General features: G+C 60.5%; 17 protein-coding genes. 8 read left to right on the top strand and 9 right to left on the bottom strand.

The genetic code is table 11. From position 1 onward, the window contains the following. Nucleotides 1-7 precede the first annotated feature (7 nt). Nucleotides 8-478 (bottom strand): tetratricopeptide repeat protein, encoded by a 471-nt coding sequence (locus HCN58_RS36100; protein WP_235983898.1) that lies wholly within the window; start codon nucleotides 476-478, stop codon nucleotides 8-10. Nucleotides 479-653: 175 nt separating this feature from the next. Beyond that, a complete protein-coding gene (locus HCN58_RS36105; RefSeq protein WP_235983900.1) occupies nucleotides 654-1,292 on the bottom strand; it encodes a hypothetical protein in 639 nt (212 codons plus the stop codon). A 756-nt stretch (nucleotides 1,293-2,048) separates the two neighbouring features. Here HCN58_RS36105 and HCN58_RS26205 point away from each other — a divergent pair. The 7 genes from HCN58_RS26205 (at nucleotide 2,049) to HCN58_RS26235 (ending at nucleotide 9,660) form a co-directional block, all read left to right on the top strand. Beyond that, nucleotides 2,049-2,900, top strand: a complete 852-nt coding sequence (locus HCN58_RS26205; RefSeq protein ID WP_171582259.1) for a sulfurtransferase — start codon at nucleotides 2,049-2,051, stop codon at nucleotides 2,898-2,900. Beyond that, nucleotides 2,897-3,163 (top strand): hypothetical protein, encoded by a 267-nt coding sequence (locus HCN58_RS26210; RefSeq protein ID WP_210266156.1) that lies wholly within the window; start codon nucleotides 2,897-2,899, stop codon nucleotides 3,161-3,163. The genes HCN58_RS26205 and HCN58_RS26210 overlap by 4 nt, the downstream gene beginning before the upstream one ends. A gap of 147 nt (nucleotides 3,164-3,310) precedes the next feature. After that, nucleotides 3,311-5,599: an adenylate/guanylate cyclase domain-containing protein gene (locus HCN58_RS26215; RefSeq protein ID WP_171582260.1), complete on the top strand. Its 2,289-nt coding sequence runs from the start codon at nucleotides 3,311-3,313 to the stop codon at nucleotides 5,597-5,599. 32 nt (nucleotides 5,600-5,631) lie between these two features. Beyond that, entirely contained in the window at nucleotides 5,632-6,315 is a 684-nt protein-coding gene (locus HCN58_RS26220; RefSeq protein ID WP_171582261.1) for a DUF1326 domain-containing protein, read from the top strand. A 225-nt stretch (nucleotides 6,316-6,540) separates the two neighbouring features. Further along, nucleotides 6,541-7,650: an MBL fold metallo-hydrolase gene (locus HCN58_RS26225; protein ID WP_171582262.1), complete on the top strand. Its 1,110-nt coding sequence runs from the start codon at nucleotides 6,541-6,543 to the stop codon at nucleotides 7,648-7,650. Between the two features lie 107 nt (nucleotides 7,651-7,757). After that, a complete protein-coding gene (locus tag HCN58_RS26230; RefSeq protein ID WP_171582263.1) occupies nucleotides 7,758-8,276 on the top strand; it encodes an SCO family protein in 519 nt (172 codons plus the stop codon). A gap of 367 nt (nucleotides 8,277-8,643) precedes the next feature. Beyond that, nucleotides 8,644-9,660 (top strand): NAD(P)H-dependent flavin oxidoreductase, encoded by a 1,017-nt coding sequence (locus HCN58_RS26235; protein ID WP_171582264.1) that lies wholly within the window; start codon nucleotides 8,644-8,646, stop codon nucleotides 9,658-9,660. A gap of 499 nt (nucleotides 9,661-10,159) precedes the next feature. Here the strand turns inward: HCN58_RS26235 and HCN58_RS26240 are convergent, their stop codons facing one another. Then, on the bottom strand, nucleotides 10,160-10,444 hold the full coding sequence (locus tag HCN58_RS26240; protein ID WP_171582265.1) for a hypothetical protein: 285 nt from the start codon (nucleotides 10,442-10,444) through the stop codon (nucleotides 10,160-10,162). Between the two features lie 1,598 nt (nucleotides 10,445-12,042). Next, nucleotides 12,043-12,258 (bottom strand): hypothetical protein, encoded by a 216-nt coding sequence (locus tag HCN58_RS26245; RefSeq protein ID WP_171582203.1) that lies wholly within the window; start codon nucleotides 12,256-12,258, stop codon nucleotides 12,043-12,045. Between the two features lie 1,588 nt (nucleotides 12,259-13,846). Between HCN58_RS26245 and HCN58_RS26250 the strand changes: the two genes are divergently transcribed. Continuing rightward, the gene (locus HCN58_RS26250) at nucleotides 13,847-14,230 is read left to right on the top strand and encodes a hypothetical protein (protein ID WP_171582266.1); all 384 of its coding nucleotides are present in this window, start codon (nucleotides 13,847-13,849) and stop codon (nucleotides 14,228-14,230) included. A gap of 44 nt (nucleotides 14,231-14,274) precedes the next feature. Here the strand turns inward: HCN58_RS26250 and HCN58_RS35355 are convergent, their stop codons facing one another. The 5 genes from HCN58_RS35355 to HCN58_RS26270 form a co-directional block, all read right to left on the bottom strand. Further along, nucleotides 14,275-14,433, bottom strand: coding sequence for a hypothetical protein (locus HCN58_RS35355; RefSeq protein WP_210266157.1), 159 nt, complete (start codon nucleotides 14,431-14,433; stop codon nucleotides 14,275-14,277). Between the two features lie 125 nt (nucleotides 14,434-14,558). Next, nucleotides 14,559-14,900 carry a ParB/Srx family N-terminal domain-containing protein gene (locus HCN58_RS26255; protein ID WP_171582267.1) on the bottom strand — a complete coding sequence of 114 codons (342 nt, stop codon included), beginning with the start codon at nucleotides 14,898-14,900 and terminating at the stop codon, nucleotides 14,559-14,561. A 9-nt stretch (nucleotides 14,901-14,909) separates the two neighbouring features. Continuing rightward, entirely contained in the window at nucleotides 14,910-15,275 is a 366-nt protein-coding gene (locus HCN58_RS36110; protein WP_235983904.1) for a hypothetical protein, read from the bottom strand. Between the two features lie 951 nt (nucleotides 15,276-16,226). Then, the gene (locus HCN58_RS26265) at nucleotides 16,227-16,445 is read right to left on the bottom strand and encodes a hypothetical protein (RefSeq protein ID WP_171582268.1); all 219 of its coding nucleotides are present in this window, start codon (nucleotides 16,443-16,445) and stop codon (nucleotides 16,227-16,229) included. 725 nt (nucleotides 16,446-17,170) lie between these two features. Next, entirely contained in the window at nucleotides 17,171-19,876 is a 2,706-nt protein-coding gene (locus HCN58_RS26270) for a bifunctional acetate--CoA ligase family protein/GNAT family N-acetyltransferase (protein ID WP_171582269.1), read from the bottom strand. Between the last annotated feature and the right edge of the window lie 90 nt (nucleotides 19,877-19,966).

Here is a 19,966-nt window from a genome sequence, read left to right on the forward strand (position 1 = left end):
TTTCACCTTATTGCTCCCGGGCGCCTCCCTTCCTCAGCCCACCGACAATGTCATCGAACTCCCGACGAAACTGCGGGTTGCTTGAGATTGAGTAACCAAGATCACGGTACCACTGGACCGTAAAGTCTGGTCGGAGCTTGTTCAGTTCAGTCAAGCTCTGCTGTGCCTGTTCCAATTGACCCGTGGCTCCATAGGCCGATGTCAGATCTACATAGGCATACCAGTACAAGTTGTTCAGATTGACCGAGCGCCTGCATTCGTCGATGGCCTCTCCATATTCGCGCACGTGCAAGTGTGCATGGCAGAGCCAGTAATGCCAAAGGAAAGCAAAAGGATCTCTCGGACTGATGCGGAGAGCCAACTGGGCCGGGGAGAAGGCTTCGCGCGCCCGCCCGGAGACGACAAATGTGATTGCTTTACTAGCGTAGGCAGTTGGATCATTTGGATCAATTTCGAGCGCAGCATCGTATTCAGCCATGCGCCTCCTCAGGGTGTCCAAATAAAAGAATGTTTCCTTACTTTATGAGCCCTGGCGTTTGCCGAGCTTTTGGACAGAACTCTGTCGATGAGGTCGATCGCTTGTTTCTTGTCTTCAACAACGGACGCAGACCACCGGTTATTCACACCAGCGGCTAAAGACCCCGCTTTCCCGATCATGGCCTCAACGTTGTCCGGATCGAGCCGTAGCGCATTGTCGAACAAGTCCTTTGCCTGAGCATTTCTATTTTCGACCGCGCCGGATAGAACTTTGCCCAGCCGCGCATAATGAAGTCCATGGCATCTGGATTCCTCCATCGGTCCGCCTCGCTGCGACGGCTTTCGGCTTGGATCAGTTCAATGTTGAGTGAGCGGGCAAGCCGCGCCATGATCTGGTCTTGCAAGGCGGCGAGGTTCGTACGATCGCCGTCGAAACGATCGGACCAGACGTCCCGACCGCTCGCGATATCCGTAAGTGATACGTTGACCCGGACCTGACCCCCATTGCGCCGCACCGCGCCCTGGACTGCCCAGCGGATGCCAAGATCCTTGCCGAGCGTTCTGAAGTCGATCTGCTTGTTCTTGTATGTAAAGGCCGTTCCGCGTCCGATAACGAACGCGCCGGGCATTTGCGCGAGGTCGGTCGTCAGATCGGTCGTAATGCCGTCGGCGAAATAGTCCTGCTCCGGATCGTTGTTGAGGTTGCGAACGGCAGGACGACTAGTGACAAGCGGGGAGCAATGTCGGGCCGAGCCGTAGCCTCCCTCTGCGTCTGTTGCTTGTCCGGAAACACGTCGGTGCGGAGCGTCTTCCACATAGTCCAGTAGCCGACGAGGCCACCCGCGATGGCGCCGATAGCGGCAATCGAAGCGAGCGCCCCGCCGATCAACTGCAATCGCGCCCGCAGGCGACCCTTTAGATTGCGATCGGATGGCAATTTTCCCGGTTGCCCGCTATCGGACGTCGCTTTGTCCGGTTGCTCGTTATCGGATGCCGGCTTGTCCGGTAAGTCGCTGGAGACTTCCGAGTTCGTCACCATTGCCTCCCCCGCAGGAGCCAAACGCCCGGATTTCCCAAGCCGCAGATTTTTTGCCGGCTTGGCGTGGGTCACCGTTACTGACTAAGTTCACGCCTCTTGCAACTTGTTGCTGGATGGCCGTCGGTTTTACGACGTCGAATAGATGTCCGGTTGGGGGCCAACAGCGGACCTTCATCAACCCTCGACAAACGTCGTGAAGTGCGATCCAATACCTTACTCGGCTGGAGATGTATCGTAGCCCCCTATGCTGGAATGCGAATCTCCTCTGTTGTCAGCTTCTCCCGCGGTAATTTTCGCCCTGCGCCAGATGCTGCGAGTTTCTCACTCAAGCATTAGGTGGGCTGCTGCTCATCGACCCCGGCCGCGCACTGGCGTCGGCCTATGAGGCCAGGGAGCCATTCTCGACGGACGGCGCTTGTGCACGCCCTTATGCACAGGCCGAGTTAGTGGGCGATCCGTACGAGCTGAGTGACCACACTGGCACCCGCCGCACGGGCGACGATATCCGTGGAAACCAACAGGGAGGATTCTCATGAGTCAGTATGCTGATCCCAAAGTGCTGGTTGATACCGCCTGGGTGGTGGCGCACCGGAGCGATCCCGACGTTCGCCTCGTCGAAGTCGACGTTGACACGGGTGGGTACGACCAGGGGCACATTCCGGGTGCGATCGCCTGGAATTGGACGACACAACTCTGCGATACGCTGCAGCGTGACATCATCCCGCCCGGCGACTTCCGGCGGCTGATGGAGGAGGCAGGGATTGCGAACGACACGACCGTGATCCTGTACGGCGACAACAACAACTGGTTCGCCGCCTGGGCGCTGTGGCAGATGAAGATCTACGGCCACTCGGACGTTCGCCTGATGGACGGCGGGCGACGCAAATGGCTCGAGGAAGGGCGCGAACTGACGACGGATGTGCCGCAAATCGCCCACACCAGCTACACGGTGCCCACCGAGCCCGATTTCCTGCTCCGCGCCTATCTCGGCGATGCCCAGGCGGCCGCGGCGCAACAGAGCGCTGCGCTGGTGGACGTGCGCAGCCCCGACGAGTTCACGGGGCGGATCCTGGCGCCGCCCGGCCTTCCCGAGACATGCCAGCGCGGCGGGCACGTGCCTGGCGCGCGGAACATCCCGTGGGCCAAGGCCTGCAACGAGGACGGCACCTTCAAGTCGGTAGACGAGCTTCGTGCTCTCTACGAAGGCGAGGGAGTGACCCCGGATCGTCCGACGATCGCCTATTGCCGTATCGGCGAGCGCTCGAGCCACACCTGGTTCGTACTCAAGTACCTCCTGGGCTACCCCGACGTGAAGAATTACGATGGTTCCTGGACCGAGTGGGGCAACCTCGTCCGCGCGCCCATTGAGCGCGCCGCGGCGTGATCTCGAAGGAGGTGAACGCGATGCAGAGCGGAACGGTGCTGCGCGCCGAGGACTACCGGCGCCGGCGAGATCGCCTCGAAGGCTGGGACATTGGCATCGCCTCGTACAAGCTCGGCGGCCGATACTGCTGCGAGGTGGACAATGCCAGCCCGGGAGGCCGACTGGCGCGAGGCGAAGGGGACACCCGCGAGGAGGCAGAAGCCGAGGCGCTGAATAAGGCAAGAGAGATGTTGGCGAGAACGCGGGTGTACCCACCGCGCTGACAATTTGCGCAAGAATCGGCATTCGGCTTTGCTCAAGTCAGGCGCGGCTTTTTGTCGTTGGAATCAGGGCAAGGCAGCGGCGCCTGCGGCGGCTCGTTGTGCTAGACTTTGAAACAGACCAGGGCTGGCCAGGCCAGGGAGCGGCGCATGGAATGTCCGAGCTGCCGGGCCGACATTCCGGAGGAGAGCAAGTTCTGCGACGCGTGCGGCGCGGCTCTCCCGGGCCGGTGCCCATCCTGTGGCGCGGCCATCCGGTCAGGTGCAAAGTTCTGTCCCGCGTGCGGAAAGAGGCTGACGGCGAGCGACCGCAACCCAACCGCCGCCACACCAATGGCTCCTATTCCGGCATCCGCCGAGCGCCGGCAGCTCACCGTAATGTTCTGCGATCTCGTCAACTCAACGGTGCTCTCGGCGCGGCTCGACCCCGAAGACATGCGTGACGTGCTGCGCGTCTATCACGATGGCTGCGCCAGCATTGTCAAAAGATTCGAGGGCTTCGTCGCCAAATACATGGGCGACGGCGTGCTCGTCTACTTTGGTTACCCGCACGCCCACGAGGACGACGCCGAGCGCGCGGTCCGTGCCGGTCTGGCTCTGGTTGAGACCATCGGCGCAACCGCGCTTCCGCTGCCGGGCGAGCTGAAGCTGCAAATGCGCGTCGGCATCGCCACCGGCCTGGTGGTGGTCGGCGATCTCATCGGAAGCGGCGCGGCTCGGGAGGAAGCGGTGGTCGGCGAAACCCCGAACCTGGCTGCGCGGCTGCAGGGGTTGGCGGCCCCGAACTCCGTCGTGATCGCCACCGACACAAGGCGCCTGACGGGCGGGCTGTTCGAGTACTGCGACCTCGGCCCTGCGACGCTCAAAGGCTTCGCTGATCCGGTGCGGGCATGGCAGGTGGTCGGCCCGAGCGCTATCGAGAGCCGCTTCGAGGCGCTTCACGCCGCCGGTACCACGACGCCGCTGATCGGCCGCGACGAAGAACTCGAGCTCTTGATGCGCCGCTGGCAGCAGGCCAAGGGGGGCGATGGCCGGGTCGTGCTGCTGTCTGGCGAACCGGGCATCGGGAAGTCGCGCGTAACCGAGGCAATCGAAGAACGGTTGAGCGGCGAAGCGCACATTCGGATGCGCTTCTTCTGTTCGCCTTATCACGGGGAGGCCGCGCTTCATCCCATCGTCAGCCAGTTAGAGCACGCCGCCGGATTTGAACGGGACGACAACGCCGAAAGCCGGCTTGGCAAGCTTGAGGCGATCCTCGCCCCATCGACGAAGACCATGAAGCAAGCCACCGCCCTGTTGGCTGACCTGTTATCGATCGGCGGCGATCGCTATCCGCCGCCAAACCTGGATCCGCAGAGGCGCAAGGAAGGAACCCTGAAGGCACTCTTCGCACAGCTCGCCGGGCTGGCTGCGGATCGACCGGTGCTGATGGTCTTCGAGGACGTACATTGGATCGATCCGATTTCGCTCGAGCTGCTCGAGCTGACGGTGGAGCGGATTTCGTCCTTGCGCGTGCTGCTGGTCATTACCTTTCGGCCAGAGTTCCAGTCGCCGTGGACTGGCGACGCGCACGTGACGACATTGGCGCTCAACCGTCTGGGCCGCCAACACGGCGCCGAATTGGTGAAGTGCCTCACCGGTAACAAGCAGCTGCCTTCGGCTATCCTTGATCAAATCACCGCGCACGCCGACGGCGTACCACTGTTCGTCGAGGAACTGACCAAGGCGGTGCTGGAAAGCGGTCTGCTAGGCGATGCGGGTGACCGCTACGTCTTGAACGGTCCGGTGCCGCCGCTGGCGATCCCAACGACGCTGCATGCCTCATTGATGGCGCGGCTGGATCGGTTGGCGCCGATCCGAGAGGTCGCGCAAATCGGCGCCGCGATTGGCCGCGAGTTTTCTTACGAGTTGTTGGCCGCCCTGGTCCCGCTCCCGGAAAGCACCTTGCAAGAGGCCGTGGACCGCCTCGTCCATTCCGAGCTGGTCTTCTGCCGCGGCAGGCCGCCGGGCGCGACCTACACGTTCAAGCACGCGCTGATCCGGGATGCGGCGTATACGACCTTGCTGCGCAGCCGACGACAGGAGCTGCACGCACGGATTGCGCAAGTGCTGGAAGATCGGTTTCCGGAAACGGTGGAATTGCATCCTGAGATCCTCGCCCACCATTGGTCGCAAGCGGGCCTGGTCGAGAAAGCGGCCTTTTATGCAGGAAAGACCTGGCTGCACGCCGACGGCTATCAGCGACGGAAGCAGCGCCTCGGTGGCTGGGAGATCGGGGTGATCTCGTACAAGCTGGGCAACCGATATCGCTGCGAGGTGGACAATGTCAGCCCCGGAGCACGCCTCGCGCGCGGCGAGGGCCCCACCCGGGCGGAGGCGGAAGCGCAGGCCCTGAACGAAGCGCGCAAGCTGTTGGCTAGAACGCGGGTGCGCTCCTAGCTAACCTGAAGATTGCGGGAGGGTGCGGTGAAATGGCTAATCAATGGCTATTCAAGAGCGAGACTTATGATAACTGCAATTGCGCAATGAATTGTGGTTGCCAGTTCAATTTGCCGAGTACCCACGGCTATTGTCAGTCGGCCTTCGTTGGCACCATCGTTGAAGGCCACTTTAACGATACGCCGCTCGCAGGCCTGAACTGGGCGGCGCTGTACAAGTGGCCCGGCGAAATCAAAGACGGAAACGGCCGGCGCCAGATCGTTATCGACGAGCATGCGGATGAAGCTCAACGGATCGCGCTTGAAACGATCATCTCAGGCGAGGCATGCGAACCCTTGAGCAATCTTTTCGCCGTATTCGCGCCCACATGCTCAGAATTTTGCGAGACATTGTTCCTACCGATTGATCTCGAAGCGGACTTGGAACTCAGAACCGCAAGGGTAGAGATACCCGGAGTCATGCGGAGCAGCGGCAGGCCGATGATCAACGAGTTTACTGGTCAACCATTCCACATTGCGCTGGCGCGCCCTAGCGGCAGCTTCGAGTTTACCTACGCAGAAATCGGGCTAGGTACCACCTCGGCCACGGGTGACATGGAAATGGCGTTCGAAGATTCATGGGCGCACTTTTGTGTTCACCACTTCAATCAGGATGGCTTGGTCCGAGAAAGATCAAGGCTCACGGCATGGCTTGAGCGCATGAGGCCGCGCCCGTGACGCAACGCGTTACGTTCTAGTGTGGATAAGCGTCGATTTGGCCTCGCCTTCGCCATTCCGGTCTACCCTTGACTGCCGACATGTGAGGCGATCGCCGGCTTTGTCGGTGTGGGACCGGAAGCTTGCGCCTGGCCGCCCCAACCGCGGGGCCTGACTTCCGGGCAGTCGAGAAGCTTGCTATACTGCGCGCCAGTTGGGGCCTCGAAACACGGTATGGAGGCCAACATGACCCGCATATTGGGACGGCGTGACTTCCTCGCAGGCTCTGCGGCCCTCGCGGTGAGCGGCGGCTTCACGTGCGTCGAGTTCGCTTCGGCAGCACCGATCGAGGTGCCGATGGTCGATAAGCTGTCAATCAGGGTGCTCGTCGACTCCACACACAATCTTTTCCTGCGCCCGGCAACGGTCAACGGCGTGAGCGTGCAGCCGACCCCCGTGTCGGCCGGGTTTCCCAATGTGATACACACACAATGGGGCCTGTCGCTGTGGCTCGAATCCCAGCGCGGCAACGAATCCCGCACCCTGATGCTCGATTACGGCTACACGCCCGACGTGCTTATCAACAACATGGGCATCATGGGCGTCGACGTGAAGAAGATCGACGGCTTGATCGTCAGCCACGGCCATTTCGATCATTACGGCGGCCTCATGGGATTCCTCGACAAGCACCGTGGCGCTCTGCCGGCGGACGTGAAGCTCTATGCCGGCGGGGAGGACAATTTCTGTCATCGCCTGATCGGGGCGCCGGGTCAATTCACCGACTTCGGCACGCTCGACCGGCGCGCTCTGGCCGCTCAGAAGGTCGCGACCGTCCTGTGCGAGCACCCGACCGTGATCGCCGGCCACGCCTTCACCACCGGGCAGATCAAGCGGTCCGGCATTGAAAAGGTCTTGCCCAACACCATGGTGGAGTACGGGATTAAGGACGGGCTAGGTTGCGATGCCACCCAATACACGCATTTCTCGGCGGCGGAACTGCAGGGCAAGGTCGTCCCGGACGAGCATACCCACGAGCACGCGACCTGCTTCAACGTGAAGGACCGCGGCCTCGTCGTCATCACGTCGTGCGGCCATGTTGGCATTCTCAACACCATCCGGCAGGCGCAGGAAGTCTCCGGTATCAATAAACTGCATGCACTGATCGGCGGCTTCCATCTCGGGCCGGCGACGCCCGACTATACCGATCAGGTCGTCGCCGAGCTGAAGACGTTCGCGCCCGACGCGGTGGTGCCGATGCACTGCAGCGGCCAGACCTTCGTCGATTCCGTGCAGAAGATCATGCCGGACAGGCTGCTGCTGGCCTCGGCGGCGGCGCGGCTCAATTTCGGCGCGTGATTGCGACCCGTCGGCGCGTTCTCGGTCTCGCGGCCGGCCTCCTGCTGGCCGACGCACAATGCTCGTTGCTGGCACAATCGCCCGAGGAGACGTCTGCCGCGCGCCTGATGGACGACCTGATGTGGAACCGCGGTCCGATCGGTGGGCCGTTCGCTCTGATCGACCACACCGGCAAACTTCGTACCGACGAGGATTTTCGCGGCAAACTTCTGCTGATCTACTTCGGTTACAGCTATTGCCCGGACGTGTGTCCAACCGATCTGCAGCAGATCGGTCTGGCGGTCGATGGATTAGGGGCCGGAGCGGAAGCGGTCCAGCCGATTTTCATCACGCTTGATCCCGAGCGCGACACCGCTGCGCACCTCGCCGATTACGTGCCGCTATTCCACCCGCGGCTGATCGGCTTAACTGGCAGTGCGGAGCAGATTCGGCGCATGGCGCTCGCCTTCAAGGTCTATTACGCCAAATACCCGCCTGACAGCCCGGATTACGTCATCGACCATTCTTCGTTCGTGTACTTAGTCGATAAAGCCGGAAAATACATCGGCTTCTTTCCGTCCGGCACCGCGGCCGACCGCATAATAGAAATGATCACTCTGCATCTTTCGGATAGGACGAAGAGATAACTTCTATGGGAAACGGACGTCAATGTTCGGGTCTCTTGCTTGAGGCTTTCAGCTTCGCTCCATTACATCGAAAACTTCTTGAACGAGTAGCCTCGAGCATTTGTCTGACTGCGACGGATACATTGCTGCATGGATGTCGATGTCGGCTCAGGGTCACGAGCGTCGCCCTCTGCCATACTCGGTTGTCCGACAATTTCCGCTATACGCTGTTAGCGACCGAGGTCTTGTGGCGGTGCAAACGTCGCTCAGGGCCAAGTGCGGAACTCTTCCTTCTCCACCAAATCGCGGCGTCTTGCATCCACTGGCGGTGCTATGCTGGATTCGGCTGCAGCGGTGGGGGATACACGACGAACGTGAGGAGCCGATCATGCTGCGCACGCCGCTTTGCCGACTGTTGGACATCGAAGTGCCGGTTTTCGCCGCACCGATGGGGTTTGTCACCGGTCCCGAGCTTGCCGCAGCGGTGAGCAATGCCGGCGGACTGGGGATCATGTCATTCAGCGGCAATCCGCCGGCGGTGCTGCGGGAGGAGATTCGACGCCTCCGGTCTCTCACAGGCAAGCCGTTCGGCATTGGCGTATTGCTGAGCGGGCCGCACCTGCCTTTCCCGGTCGAGGCCGCCATCGATGTCTGCATCGAGGAGCAGGTTCCGGTCCTCTTGACCTTCTGGGGTGATCCGACCGCCGTTGCCAGGCGAGCCAAAGCCGCCGGGGTGAAGGTGATCGATCAGGTCGGCTCTGTAGCCGATGCCGAAAGGGCGGTCCGCGCGGGTGTCGATGCTGTTGTCGCTCAGGGCGTGGAAGCCGGAGGTCATGTCGCCGGAGAGGTCACGACGTTGGCGCTGGTGCCACGTGTTGTGGACGCGGTAGCGCCCGTTCCAGTCATCGCGGCCGGTGGCATTGCAGATGCGCGGGGCTTCGTCGCCGCTCTCGCGCTCGGAGCCCAGGGCGTGATGATCGGCACCCGACTGATCGCGACACCCGAAGCCTACGCCCATCCGATCTACAAACAGAAAATCATTGACACGACTGAAGATCAGACGGTTCGCACAACGCTTTTCGGTCACGGCTGGCCAAACGCGCCTCATCGCACCCTGCGTACACCCTTTGTCGAGCACTGGTTGCCGGAGGAGACACGCGGCAGTGAGCAGAGGCCTGATGAACCGCAGATCGGCGAGACTAGGATCGGCGGCCAGCTGGTGCCGCTCTTACGTTTCATGGGGTTTCCGCCGACGCCAGCCACTTCCGGCGATCTTGAGTGCATGGACTTTCTTGCGGGACAGGGTGTCGGTTTGGTGCAGACGATCAAGCCGGCGGCAGATGTTGTCCAAGAACTCGTCAATGGTGCCCGCCAGATCATTTCCCAACTCGCCGAGCGCGATTGAAACAGGCGGGTGGCAGATGGCGCCTCGGTCCGCTCCGGGTCACGAGCGTCGCCCTCTGCAATAGACGGCTGCTCGTCAACTTCCGCTATGCCCCGTTCACGACCGACGTCGTGTGGCGGTGCAATACGTCGCTCTGGGCCAATTTCAGACAAACTTTGCTGAAGAGCCTTCAGGAGAAGCTCATCAAAATCAGCCAAGGTCGTACGCTACAGCCGCTACGGACCGCCTCGCCACGCGGTCAGGCGCGGGATCCAACGCGGCACATTGATGCGGAACGCATCGTATTCCGCCCCGAATGACTTTTTGAGCCTCGGCTCTTCGTAACCCACGACAAACAGGTGGCAAACGAGGTAGAAGAGCGCCGTAGGCGCTCGCGCAGCCCGTTGTAGTTCTCGCCATTACAAGCACGGGCGGTACACCGAAGAGGTTCAGGCGACTCGGCGTTAGTTGCCAGAGGCTCCTTTACGATATTAGGTAAAGCAACCTGAAATGTGTACTTTCAGCAGCTCGATAGGTCGCAGACTTCCAATACCCTCAAGGATTTTTCTAAAACACAGTTAGAAAACTCACTACTGCCAACGCAGTCATCGATCGCTTTGTTAGTTTGATCTGCCATACAGTTTGAGTATTTGCCCTTGTCTTCCCCGAATTTCTGCCGAAATTTAGCTAGGCAGGATTTGCTCGCTCTTTCAGTCTGCGCGATCCACTTGTCACGATCGATAGGCACCGCCTGAGCAAGAAGCGTCGACCCAAGCAACATCGCGATGGCCAAAGCATATCGCATGTTCTTATCTCCGCCGGATAAATCGGACGGTACATGAAAACGCTGGACGGCACTCTATTTAGGCGCATCCTAGACTGCTCCGCACCGCAGAGCGCCCATACCCGCTTAGTTTCTCGCGCAGGTGGCCAGAGTCCGTTGTGGGTCATGCGCGACCGATCCAGGCGGTCCTGCCTGCCATTTGAGGTCCGCTTTGACCTGAGAGCGACCTGATTGTTGCGCGCACACGAAATGACGCGAGTCGACATTGCGGGATTTCTGGGAAGCCTGGAACAAGCGCATGCTGGCATTTCCCCAGCGAGCTTTGCACGCGGCTCGATATGTACGCGTATCCACCGCTCGCCATCGATCCTCTTACCCGAACATTCCGATCGCTGGCGTCCGCTAGGCCGGTTATGTCGGCGGACAGTCCCTCCCCCACCTCCCTTCCTCCATCAAGGGGTTACGGCAAATGATCGGAGAAGCTACGGCCGCAACCCACGTTTTGAACGTCGTCGACGCGGCGGAAGGGATTTATGGGCGCGCTCTCTCAAGAACTTTCACAATCTTGGAAGCAGACGCGCGCGAGCCGCTGCTGCAGGAATGCCCGTGGTGCCAGCGGTCGCGGCCAGCATCAAGGCCACAGCGAAAAGCATCTGCTTCATTCCCAGTCCTCCCCATTGGTTGTGGTGCGCACAACCACAGGGAGAGCCCGCCGGTTCACGCTGGCGGGCTCCACCAAAAAATCTTCACGTTCTGTTAACTTCCAAACAGACGTTGCCGGTTTTTCCCACTTAAATATCGGCGTTTCGGACACGAATCAGTATTTGCCTTCGCCCGGCGTTCAGCTACGGCCCCGGGGCTTTAGCCCCGCAAGTCGGAGGTTGGTGTCATGCAGCATCGCCGATCCTTTATGACACGCGAGACGGTTCTAGTTGACGTCTCGATAGCATGGACCATTACCGTTCTTGCGGGACTGCTGTTGCAGCTCTTCGGAGTGTAGGACCGCCTTTCACGCCAGAGCGAAAGAGGCCGCCAACCGGAGGCGGGTAGACCAGCGCTAAGCCCTGCGCAGAAACGGCGGGCCCTTTCACAAATGGAGGTCTGGTTTTTTCGTCTTGGAAATCGGCTCCGATGACGTAGCGGGCTCGTGTGACCTCCATGAGGTCAGCTCCCCAGGGAGCCGAACGGGGGCGGTCTCGACCTGAATGCAAGCTCAATGCATCCCGCCAGCACCAACAGGCCTCCCGCAATCATCAGCCAAGCGAGCAATTCCAATAATGGCATTGCGGTCTCCCGCATTCATATGGCGGTGCCATAGATTGTTACAAAGCACTCACTCCGCACTGACCGACAAAATTGCGTCGAGATAGTCGCAATGAACGGATATTGGTGACTTGTTTCCGTCGAGCAGGACGCGGGCGCAATTTACGTAGACGCTGCTCCGGCCGACGATAGTGCCCGTCTTGTCAGCAAGTCGCGGACAGCGTGTTGCGCTGAGTGCGCTTATTTGAACGCGATCCCCAATCGAAAATTCTGACTTCATGATACCAGTCCAGAGTGCATGGGATCGAGCGTAGAGCTTGATCGGTGCGGCTGCTTTCCAGAATCGCTTGGTCGGTTCAGTCCAGACAAAGCCAACCTGACTTGTTTAAGTTTTTAGTTAAAGGGCGGGGCTGACTACACCGTTCACCGGAGAGGATTCGCGCTTCACGCTGGCGGGCCTCTTTCACCGCCCGAGCGGCAAACCACGTTTCCGCGGCATCCTCATTTGCGAATACCTTGTGCTCGGCGTCGCCGACCTGCTTGCTCGTGTTGACGTGGACAGAAACGGTCATTGGTCTCTCTTCAGCTTTCGCTTGCCCCAATGATGGCCCTTGCGATCGGGATTAAAGACTCGTTCGACGTGACGGTTCAACGCCCGCATTTCGTTACCCCAAGCGTGACCCCGGAGCCAATTTCACCCGCCCTGGCGGCGGGAGCGGACCTCCCGTGGTTCTCGAAGTACCACGCTGTGTTTGCGGATCGTGATTTTTGACCAGAGCGCAAGCGAGTTGCGCAACAAGCGCAGGTTCGCTGCCGACGATGCGGCAAACCACCACCTCGATTTCGGTTTGTTTCGGCGTACCCTCTTGATGATTGGGCGAACTCGTCGCGGCCACGACGGGCCGAGGCTTGAAGAATTCGCCGGGTTGCCTTGCATAGCAGGATAGCTGGAGGTAACGATGGATTTCACGGACAGGCGCCTCTGGTACGGTGTGGTAGCCGTCATCGTGGTATTGCTCGTGATCGGGTATGCGGCTGGGTGGTTTGGCGGAACACCCCCACCAGCGCCTCAGAAGTGAGAAGATCACTCATCTGATCCACCCAGATCGGATTGATCACTCCTCTGACCACCCTTGGCAGACATACCCCCACTTGCCGGCCGGCATCTTGTCCCAATTGAAATCCAGCCTGACGTCGGCGCCGCGCTTGCCGCAGGCCTTACAGACGAACTGCGGCTCGATGTCGGACAGCCGAGCATCATCGGACCAGCGATCGGCGGACAGGGTGGTGGAGTGGCTACAATGGTAGTCGCCGCCAGAAGACGGACACCGCTGGACTCGCGCATCTTGCCAAAAGTGATTTTCTGGGGCCGCACTTAGAGCTCAGGCTGCACGCGTAGCCGTTGGATCGGGTCCTAGACTCCGTAGAGCGGCGTAGAGCGTTTGCCGCGCCCATGTGCTCGATTTGCAGCCGGCGCGCTCAGCGGCCTCCGCAACGAGTCCTAGAGCCCTTTCAGGCATGATGATCTGAAGAGGCTTGCTGCTCATCAGTTGCCCGCCTCAACTTCGCTGACCGGACGAGGAGCTAGGCGCCGGCTAACGATGCCCGGCCTGTGATTGGTGTTACCGGTGTCGCCGGGGTCGGTAACAGGTTCGTCGTCAAATTCTGGTGCAGCATCAAAGGTCTGAGTTTTGCTGTTACCGGTGTGATCGGTGTTACCGGTGGAACGGGCTCAACCCAGTAACGGTTACCGCCAACTTTATGCACCTCTCCCGCCTTCGCCATCTTCATCAACAGGCGACGGACATTCCCTCCTGGTTCACCGGGTGCCGCGGCGATCTCGGCAGGCTTCATTGGTGAGCCGTGGTCCTCCAGCGCGGCAATGATCTTGTTGCGCTCGCCGGATCGACGAACGTCAGCGGCCTCGCCGATTATGGACCACGAGCCGCCAGCGAAGAGCAGCGCGGTTTCCTTCGGCGAATGAGATCACCCATTCGATGTGCGGATATCCTTAGCCTGTCCCATGGCTGTGTGATTTACTCATTTGTCTTTGCGGGAAACCGGCAGAGTCCAAATGTCTAGACCGCTGCTTGTGATACCAAGAGGGACACTTCCGATCTCCCTTTTTATTGCACGAGAACTTTCAGACAGGAGCGATAAATGGTTGAGAACGTGGAAAAATGCGGCTCCGTTACCATTAGATATCCCAGCGCGTGCGCGTATTCCTGCATTTGCGGTTCGTGGGGATGCATGTGGCAGGTGAAGTGTGACGGCACGGTATTTACAGGGACTGGTTTTAGCCCGCCGAAGCCTCCAAAGAACCCGCATGTGACGCTCGCCGGAGATTTAGTGGCGTGTGCGGAAGCCCTTCAAAATGCGTGGAAACGCCGCGTCATAGTCCCGAAGGAGTTGCGCGGGAATAAAATTCGAAAACGCACCATCAAAGGCACGCCCGAGGAGATTGCCGATGCTCTTGGCCTTGAGCTCGGGTCAAAACTCAAGAGTGCCCGACCAAAACGGCAAGAGGTGAAAATCGGGGTTTAGCTTTGCATGCTTCGTTGCAAGGCTGCGCCTCGCTCGCGCATCGCTCAATCTCGCTTAATGCGCCCTAGATATTCGGCGCAGATCGCGGCGAGCGCATTGCCTTGCGGCGATTTATTCGGGTTGTTCGCATCGCGCGGCGTGGTCGCCCTGGCGATTGGAATGAACGTCATGTCGCGATAGGGCGACCGATCGCCTTCCGGCAATTCCGGCTCGAGCTCGGAAACGCCGACGGAAAGCTTGATAGCTCGTTCTCACTGCTGCCGGTCAGCGCGATGTTAAATTCGACATCGACGAGATCGGATAGTTCGAGTCGCAAGGTCTCCTCGTCCTAATCGCTGGCATCCGTGAGCCGATTGTCGGCGATGACGTAGGCGCGCTTTTGCTGCTCGGTCCATCCGAGCGCGACGATGACCGGAACCTCGGTAAACCCCAGCAGTTTGCCGGCGGCCAATCGGCCGTGCCCGGCGAGCACCGTGCCGTCATCGGCCGCCAATATCGGCATGGTCCAGCCCCATTGCCGGATCGACGCCGCGATCTGCTCGATTTGCTCGGGCGCGTGCCGGCGCGAATTGCGCTCATATGGCCGCAAGCGATCGATGGGCCATGTTTCCACGGCGAACGCTACGATCAACAGCATGGCAATGGCGGTGCGCCGGCCAATGCGGTTCATTCCAGAACCTCATACTCGAAAACAACGCCCTCCGGATCGTTTTCCTCGAACCATTTCTCCGCGGCATCCAGATTGGCAAACACCTTGATGTGGCCGACCCCAGTGCGGCTCTTTTCCCTTCGGATTGAACTCGCGAACATGCTGCCGGTTTAGCGCGCGCATGACGCCGATCCTGGCGAACATGGTCGGGCCGCCGAGTTCGACGACGAGCAGCAGGGCTTCCGCCGCGGCTTGCCATGCCGGTAGGCGACGTTCCTTAGGAGACAGGTTCAGCATGTAGGTTGCTGCGTCCCGGAAGTAGACGAGCGTCCGCCCGTCCGGCAGCTCGATGGACTCGTCAAACTCACGGCTCCAGCCCGATCTGTGCTCTGCCATTTCCTCGCCCCGGGACATCCAAACCGAGGCGACCGGGGCGGGGCAAGGGCTGCGCCAGATCAGGTGCGCCTAGCCATCGTGAATTAAGATAAGCGCATTTCAAGAACAGATTGCAGGACGGAACGAGATTCTCTTTCCGCGGGAGCCTGGATTTAACCGTTACTGTGAGCGCCCGGGCATCGCACGCTTTTTGCCGTTTTATCCCGGTAGGATGACTCGGCACTCGTAAGGGTCCATCTTGAGTAGGGACGGCTCTGGCGCCCCCACAGCCCCCAAGCCCCGCGCCAGGGCCGTCTTATCAGGCGCCCATGCTCGCATAGGGAAGCTCGGTCGAACGTCGGCGCCACGCTTGCCGCACGCCTTACAGCGCGATCGAGTGGCCGCAACGGTAGTCGCCGCAGAACACAACGACGCCCAACACGCCAGACCCGCGCATCTCTCCGAACGTGATTTTCTGGGGCCGCTACATCGCTTGATGTTTGCAGTAGCCGGCCTCCGGATAAAGTCATTCAAAAGACGAGAGTCGCCCTGCTCTGCCCGTAGTTGAGACCGTGGGTTTGTAATTCTGCATGGTAAATTTGCCAATGATTTCAATCGTGTTGACCGGACACCCCTTCCGCCAGTATGATGTTCTCCGTTGTTCGCGATCGTTCGGAACGCACAGCAATTTTAGCGTCTTGCCCGGAAAGCCTGTACTTAATCGTTCGCAGGTGTTCCTCCTGATCAGCGCCGAAACCGCAGCTTGGCACCGTGGGTTCGGCGGACGGTTTTGGACCTGAGGGCCCGCCATCTAAAATACGGCCCCAGCGGGCTCGAGCGACTGGGGCCGTAGGTGAAGCGTCTCCTGTGCCGAAGTCTTCGGCACATCGTTGTAGCAGCTGGCAGATTACGTCGTACCTGCTCTTTAGGTGTGCAATCGGATCTTTTGAGGTACCCGATCACGCGGACTCGTTAATATGCCTTCTTCGCCTTCTTTTTCTTTTTGCCTTTGGCCGTAGCCTTTGCCATCGCGGCCCTTGGGCTTGTGGTGGCCGTCGGCGCGGTTGCATCGGAGCCTGACTTCGCAGCTGCACCACCGCCGGTGCCGCTGGCGCCGCCAGTTTGTGCTATGCCGCCGGCTGCTGACAGTGCCAGCGCTATTGCGGCCACGGGAATGATCAATGCGCGCATTGTAAATCTCCCCTCAAACGAGTTCCGGTCCGGAAAGACCGTCCGTTCTAACCGAGTTGAACCGTCCAAGTTCCGCGACGGACGCCAAAGAAGAGACCGCCGGTGTGAACCGGCGGCACGAAAAAAGGCCGCCGCTGGATTGAGACAGCGACGGCTCTCCTCATTACTTCCGCGGTCTGATGACCTCCGCGATTGGTCAATTCTCTAAGCGGCCCGGGGTTAAGGACTTGTGGCCACCAACTGCGACGGCGGCCCTAATGCTCGAATTTAGAGAGGAAGCGCAACCGGGTAGGTCGTAAAGAACCTGGTCGCCTCGACTTTGTCGTAGGCCAGACGATTATTCTTGGTCACCACTCGGCAGAGCCAAGCCAGTCAACAAGCGCCCAAGGTTCACCTGTCGCGTCGTTCCGGTCTTTGCGAATACTTCTTTCAGCTGACTCCTCACGGTCTCAACGCCCACATTCTGCCGACTTGCGATTTCTTTCTAAGGTCTTCGCCTCGGCTATGGCTCGAGCAACTTTTGCCTCTGCAGTTGTCTGGTCGAACAAACCTTGAAGCAGTTCAGCTGAAGGACTCGCTGTTCTGTCCACGGGGGTGGCAATGATGAGATTCGAAGCCATAGAAAAGGTATCCTTTGCGGCCCGCCGCACTGGAAAGACGTGAATCACCATGGCCGAGCTTTGCTCTGTGGCTGGCATAATAGCTGTTGCTCTGGCTCTTGTGCATCAGGCTTGGTTCAAAAGCGCCAGCCTGACGTTGCAGATATCGTGCTCCTGTGGGTCCGATTTCACCTCGAAGCCAAGGCTGCGGCACATCGCGAGCATGACCGTGTTCTCGGTCAGGACGTCGCCGGAGATCGCTTTCAACCCTTCCGATTTCGCATATTCGATGATCATCTGCATCAGGGTCCAGCCGAGCCCCCTGCCCTTGAGATCCGATCTCAGGAGAATGGCGTATTCGCCGCTCTCGTAGATCGAGTCCGAATGGATTCGGACGACGCCGACCGGTTCGTTGCTCGCCTCGTCGAATGCGACAAAGGCCATCGCCCGGGCATAATCGAGTTGGGTCAGGCGGGCGATGAATTCATGGGAAAATTCCTTCATAGGCGCGAAGAACCGCAGCCGCAGGTCCTGCATTGTGACATGCTTTAACATCTCGTGGATCGCTGGCTCGTCCTCCGGCCGGATCGGGCGAACGAACACGCGCCAGCCGTCCTTGACCTCGATGTGACGCTGCCATTGCGAAGGATACGGCCGCACGGCGAAATTGGCAGGACCCGAACCGCGAAACTTTCGTTCCGCGCGCCCGATCGCGACGCGCGCATCGACGGCGAGCACACCTGCTTCATCGGCCAGCAGCGGATTGATGTCGAGCCCGCGAATTTCGGGGATATCGGCAGCCATCTGCGCAAGCTTGACCAGAACCATCGCGACAGCATCCTGCTTCACCGCCGGCACGTCGCGATAGGCACGCAACAGCCGCGAGACGCGGGTACGTTCGATCAGGCTGTGCGCCAGTTGCAGGTCGAGCGGCGGCAGCGCCAAAGCCTTGTCGTTGATGATCTCGACCGCCGTTCCGCCACGGCCGAACACGACGACGGTACCGAAGGTCGGATCGTCGGCGACACCGAGAATGAGCTCGCGCGCCTTCGTCCCCACCACCATCGCCTGCACCATCACACCCGATATGCGCGCCTCCGGCCGCAGCGATCTTGCCCGCGCGAGAATCTCGGCGGTCGCCTTGCGCACCGCATCGGCGCTGGTGAGATTGAGCACGGCCCCACCGACATCGGATTTGTGTACGATGTCGCGCGACATGATCTTGAGAACCACCGTCGCGCCCTGCGCGAAGATTGCATTCGCATGCGCGACCGCCTCTTCGGCATCGGCGGCAGCGAAGGTCGGCACGGCCGCGATATCGTAGGCATCGAGCAACCGCTTGACTTCGATCGGATCGAGCCAGGAACGGCCGTCGGCCAGCGCCGCAGCAACGATCTGCCGCGCGGTATCGACATCGGGAGCGAATTCGCTCGGCATGGCGGGCGGAACCTGCGCCAGCGCTTCCACCGCCTCGCGATGGCGGACCAGATGCATGAAGCCGCGCACGGCGTCGTCTTCGGTCGGATAATTGGGAATGCCGGCTCCGCTCAAGAGATCGCCGATCGACGGCTCTGCGCCGACCCAGACCGCGAGAACGGGCTTCGGCGACGCGCGCTGCCCGGCCCGATATTTCTGCACCACCGCGGTCACGGCCACGGCGATTTCGTCGGCGCGCGCGATTGCCGTCTGTACGTTCATGACAAGCACGGCGTCGTTTTCGGGATCCACCAGCAACGATTCGAGCGCTGCGCCATAGCGCACGGGATCGGCATCGCCGATGATATCGACGGGGTTCGATTTCGACCATGTCGGCGGCAAAACAGCGTCTAGCTTCTCGCGGATCGCCGACGAGAGAGCCGCAGGAATACCGCCGAGCTCGACCAGCCGGTCGACTGCCAGCACACCGATGCCGCCGCCATTGGTCAGGATCCCGAGCCGCTTTCCCGGCGGCGATTTGACCCGCGCGAGCGTCTCGGCGCAGTCGAACAATTCGCGAAGATCCGATACGCGCAGGATACCGGCGCGCTGGAACGCAGCGTCGTAGACCGCATCAGCTCCGGCCAGCGCGCCTGTATGGGTTGCAGCGGCCCGTGCGCCTTGCGCCATCCGGCCTGACTTGACGACGACGACCGGTTTTATTCTGGCGGCGGCGCGTGCGGCCGACATGAACTTGCGGGCATCCTTGATCGCCTCGATGTAAAGCAGGATGGCGTGGGTCTTTTCATCCAGCGCGAAGTAATCGAGCAGATCGGCGATATCGACGTCAAGCTGGTCGCCGATCGAAACAATGCCGGAAAAACCGACGGCCCGCTGAGCCGCCCAATCCACCATGCCGGCGGCAATGGCGCCGGACTGCGAGATGAGCGCTAAATGGCCCGCGGCCGGCATATGTGCGGAAAAGCTCGCATTGAGACTGACGCCAGGCTTCATGATGCCCAGGCAATTCGGGCCGATCAGCCGCATGCCGTATTTTTGCGCGGCGCGTTCCGCTGCTTCCGCCAGCGAGCCCGGACCGTGGCCGAGCCCAGCACTGACAATGATGGCGCCGGCCGCGCCGCGCCGACCCGCCACATCTGTGAGGCCTGCGATGGTGCGGGCGGGCGCAGTGAGGACAACGAGTTCCGGCGCAAAAGACAGTTTTGCGATACTATCCGCGGCCGCGACGCCGTCGATCTCATGATAGCGCGGATTGACGAGGCCGAATTCGCCCTTGAACTGGGCCTTGCGGATATTGTTGAGAATGGCACGGCCTACCGAGCTGTGGCGCGGACTTGCCCCTACCAGCGCGACGGAATGCGGCGAAAGCAGATTGTTCAGACGATACGTGGACATCAGGCGTTTGTATCCGGCAGGCCGCGGCCACTTGTGAACAGTATCTCACGCAAAGTGTTCCGAGCGACACGATAACCCGGCACGGTCGCG

This window comes from Bradyrhizobium australiense, from assembly GCF_013114825.1.
Lineage (GTDB): Bacteria > Pseudomonadota > Alphaproteobacteria > Rhizobiales > Xanthobacteraceae > Bradyrhizobium > Bradyrhizobium australiense.

Excerpts from the sequence above, each read along its gene's own strand:
- HCN58_RS36100 (WP_235983898.1), bottom strand. The coding sequence starts at position 478 with ATGGCTGAATACGATGCTGCGCTCGAAATTGATCCAAATGATCCAACT.
- HCN58_RS26205 (WP_171582259.1), top strand. The coding sequence starts at position 2,049 with ATGAGTCAGTATGCTGATCCCAAAGTGCTGGTTGATACCGCCTGGGTG.
- HCN58_RS26215 (WP_171582260.1), top strand. The coding sequence starts at position 3,311 with ATGGAATGTCCGAGCTGCCGGGCCGACATTCCGGAGGAGAGCAAGTTC.
- HCN58_RS26220 (WP_171582261.1), top strand. The coding sequence starts at position 5,632 with ATGGCTAATCAATGGCTATTCAAGAGCGAGACTTATGATAACTGCAAT.
- HCN58_RS26225 (WP_171582262.1), top strand. The coding sequence starts at position 6,541 with ATGACCCGCATATTGGGACGGCGTGACTTCCTCGCAGGCTCTGCGGCC.
- HCN58_RS26230 (WP_171582263.1), top strand. The coding sequence starts at position 7,758 with ATGGACGACCTGATGTGGAACCGCGGTCCGATCGGTGGGCCGTTCGCT.
- HCN58_RS26235 (WP_171582264.1), top strand. The coding sequence starts at position 8,644 with ATGCTGCGCACGCCGCTTTGCCGACTGTTGGACATCGAAGTGCCGGTT.
- HCN58_RS26240 (WP_171582265.1), bottom strand. The coding sequence starts at position 10,444 with ATGCGATATGCTTTGGCCATCGCGATGTTGCTTGGGTCGACGCTTCTT.
- HCN58_RS26245 (WP_171582203.1), bottom strand. The coding sequence starts at position 12,258 with ATGACCGTTTCTGTCCACGTCAACACGAGCAAGCAGGTCGGCGACGCC.
- HCN58_RS26250 (WP_171582266.1), top strand. The coding sequence starts at position 13,847 with ATGGTTGAGAACGTGGAAAAATGCGGCTCCGTTACCATTAGATATCCC.
- HCN58_RS26255 (WP_171582267.1), bottom strand. The coding sequence starts at position 14,900 with ATGAACCGCATTGGCCGGCGCACCGCCATTGCCATGCTGTTGATCGTA.
- HCN58_RS36110 (WP_235983904.1), bottom strand. The coding sequence starts at position 15,275 with ATGGCAGAGCACAGATCGGGCTGGAGCCGTGAGTTTGACGAGTCCATC.
- HCN58_RS26265 (WP_171582268.1), bottom strand. The coding sequence starts at position 16,445 with ATGCGCGCATTGATCATTCCCGTGGCCGCAATAGCGCTGGCACTGTCA.
- HCN58_RS26270 (WP_171582269.1), bottom strand. The coding sequence starts at position 19,876 with ATGTCCACGTATCGTCTGAACAATCTGCTTTCGCCGCATTCCGTCGCG.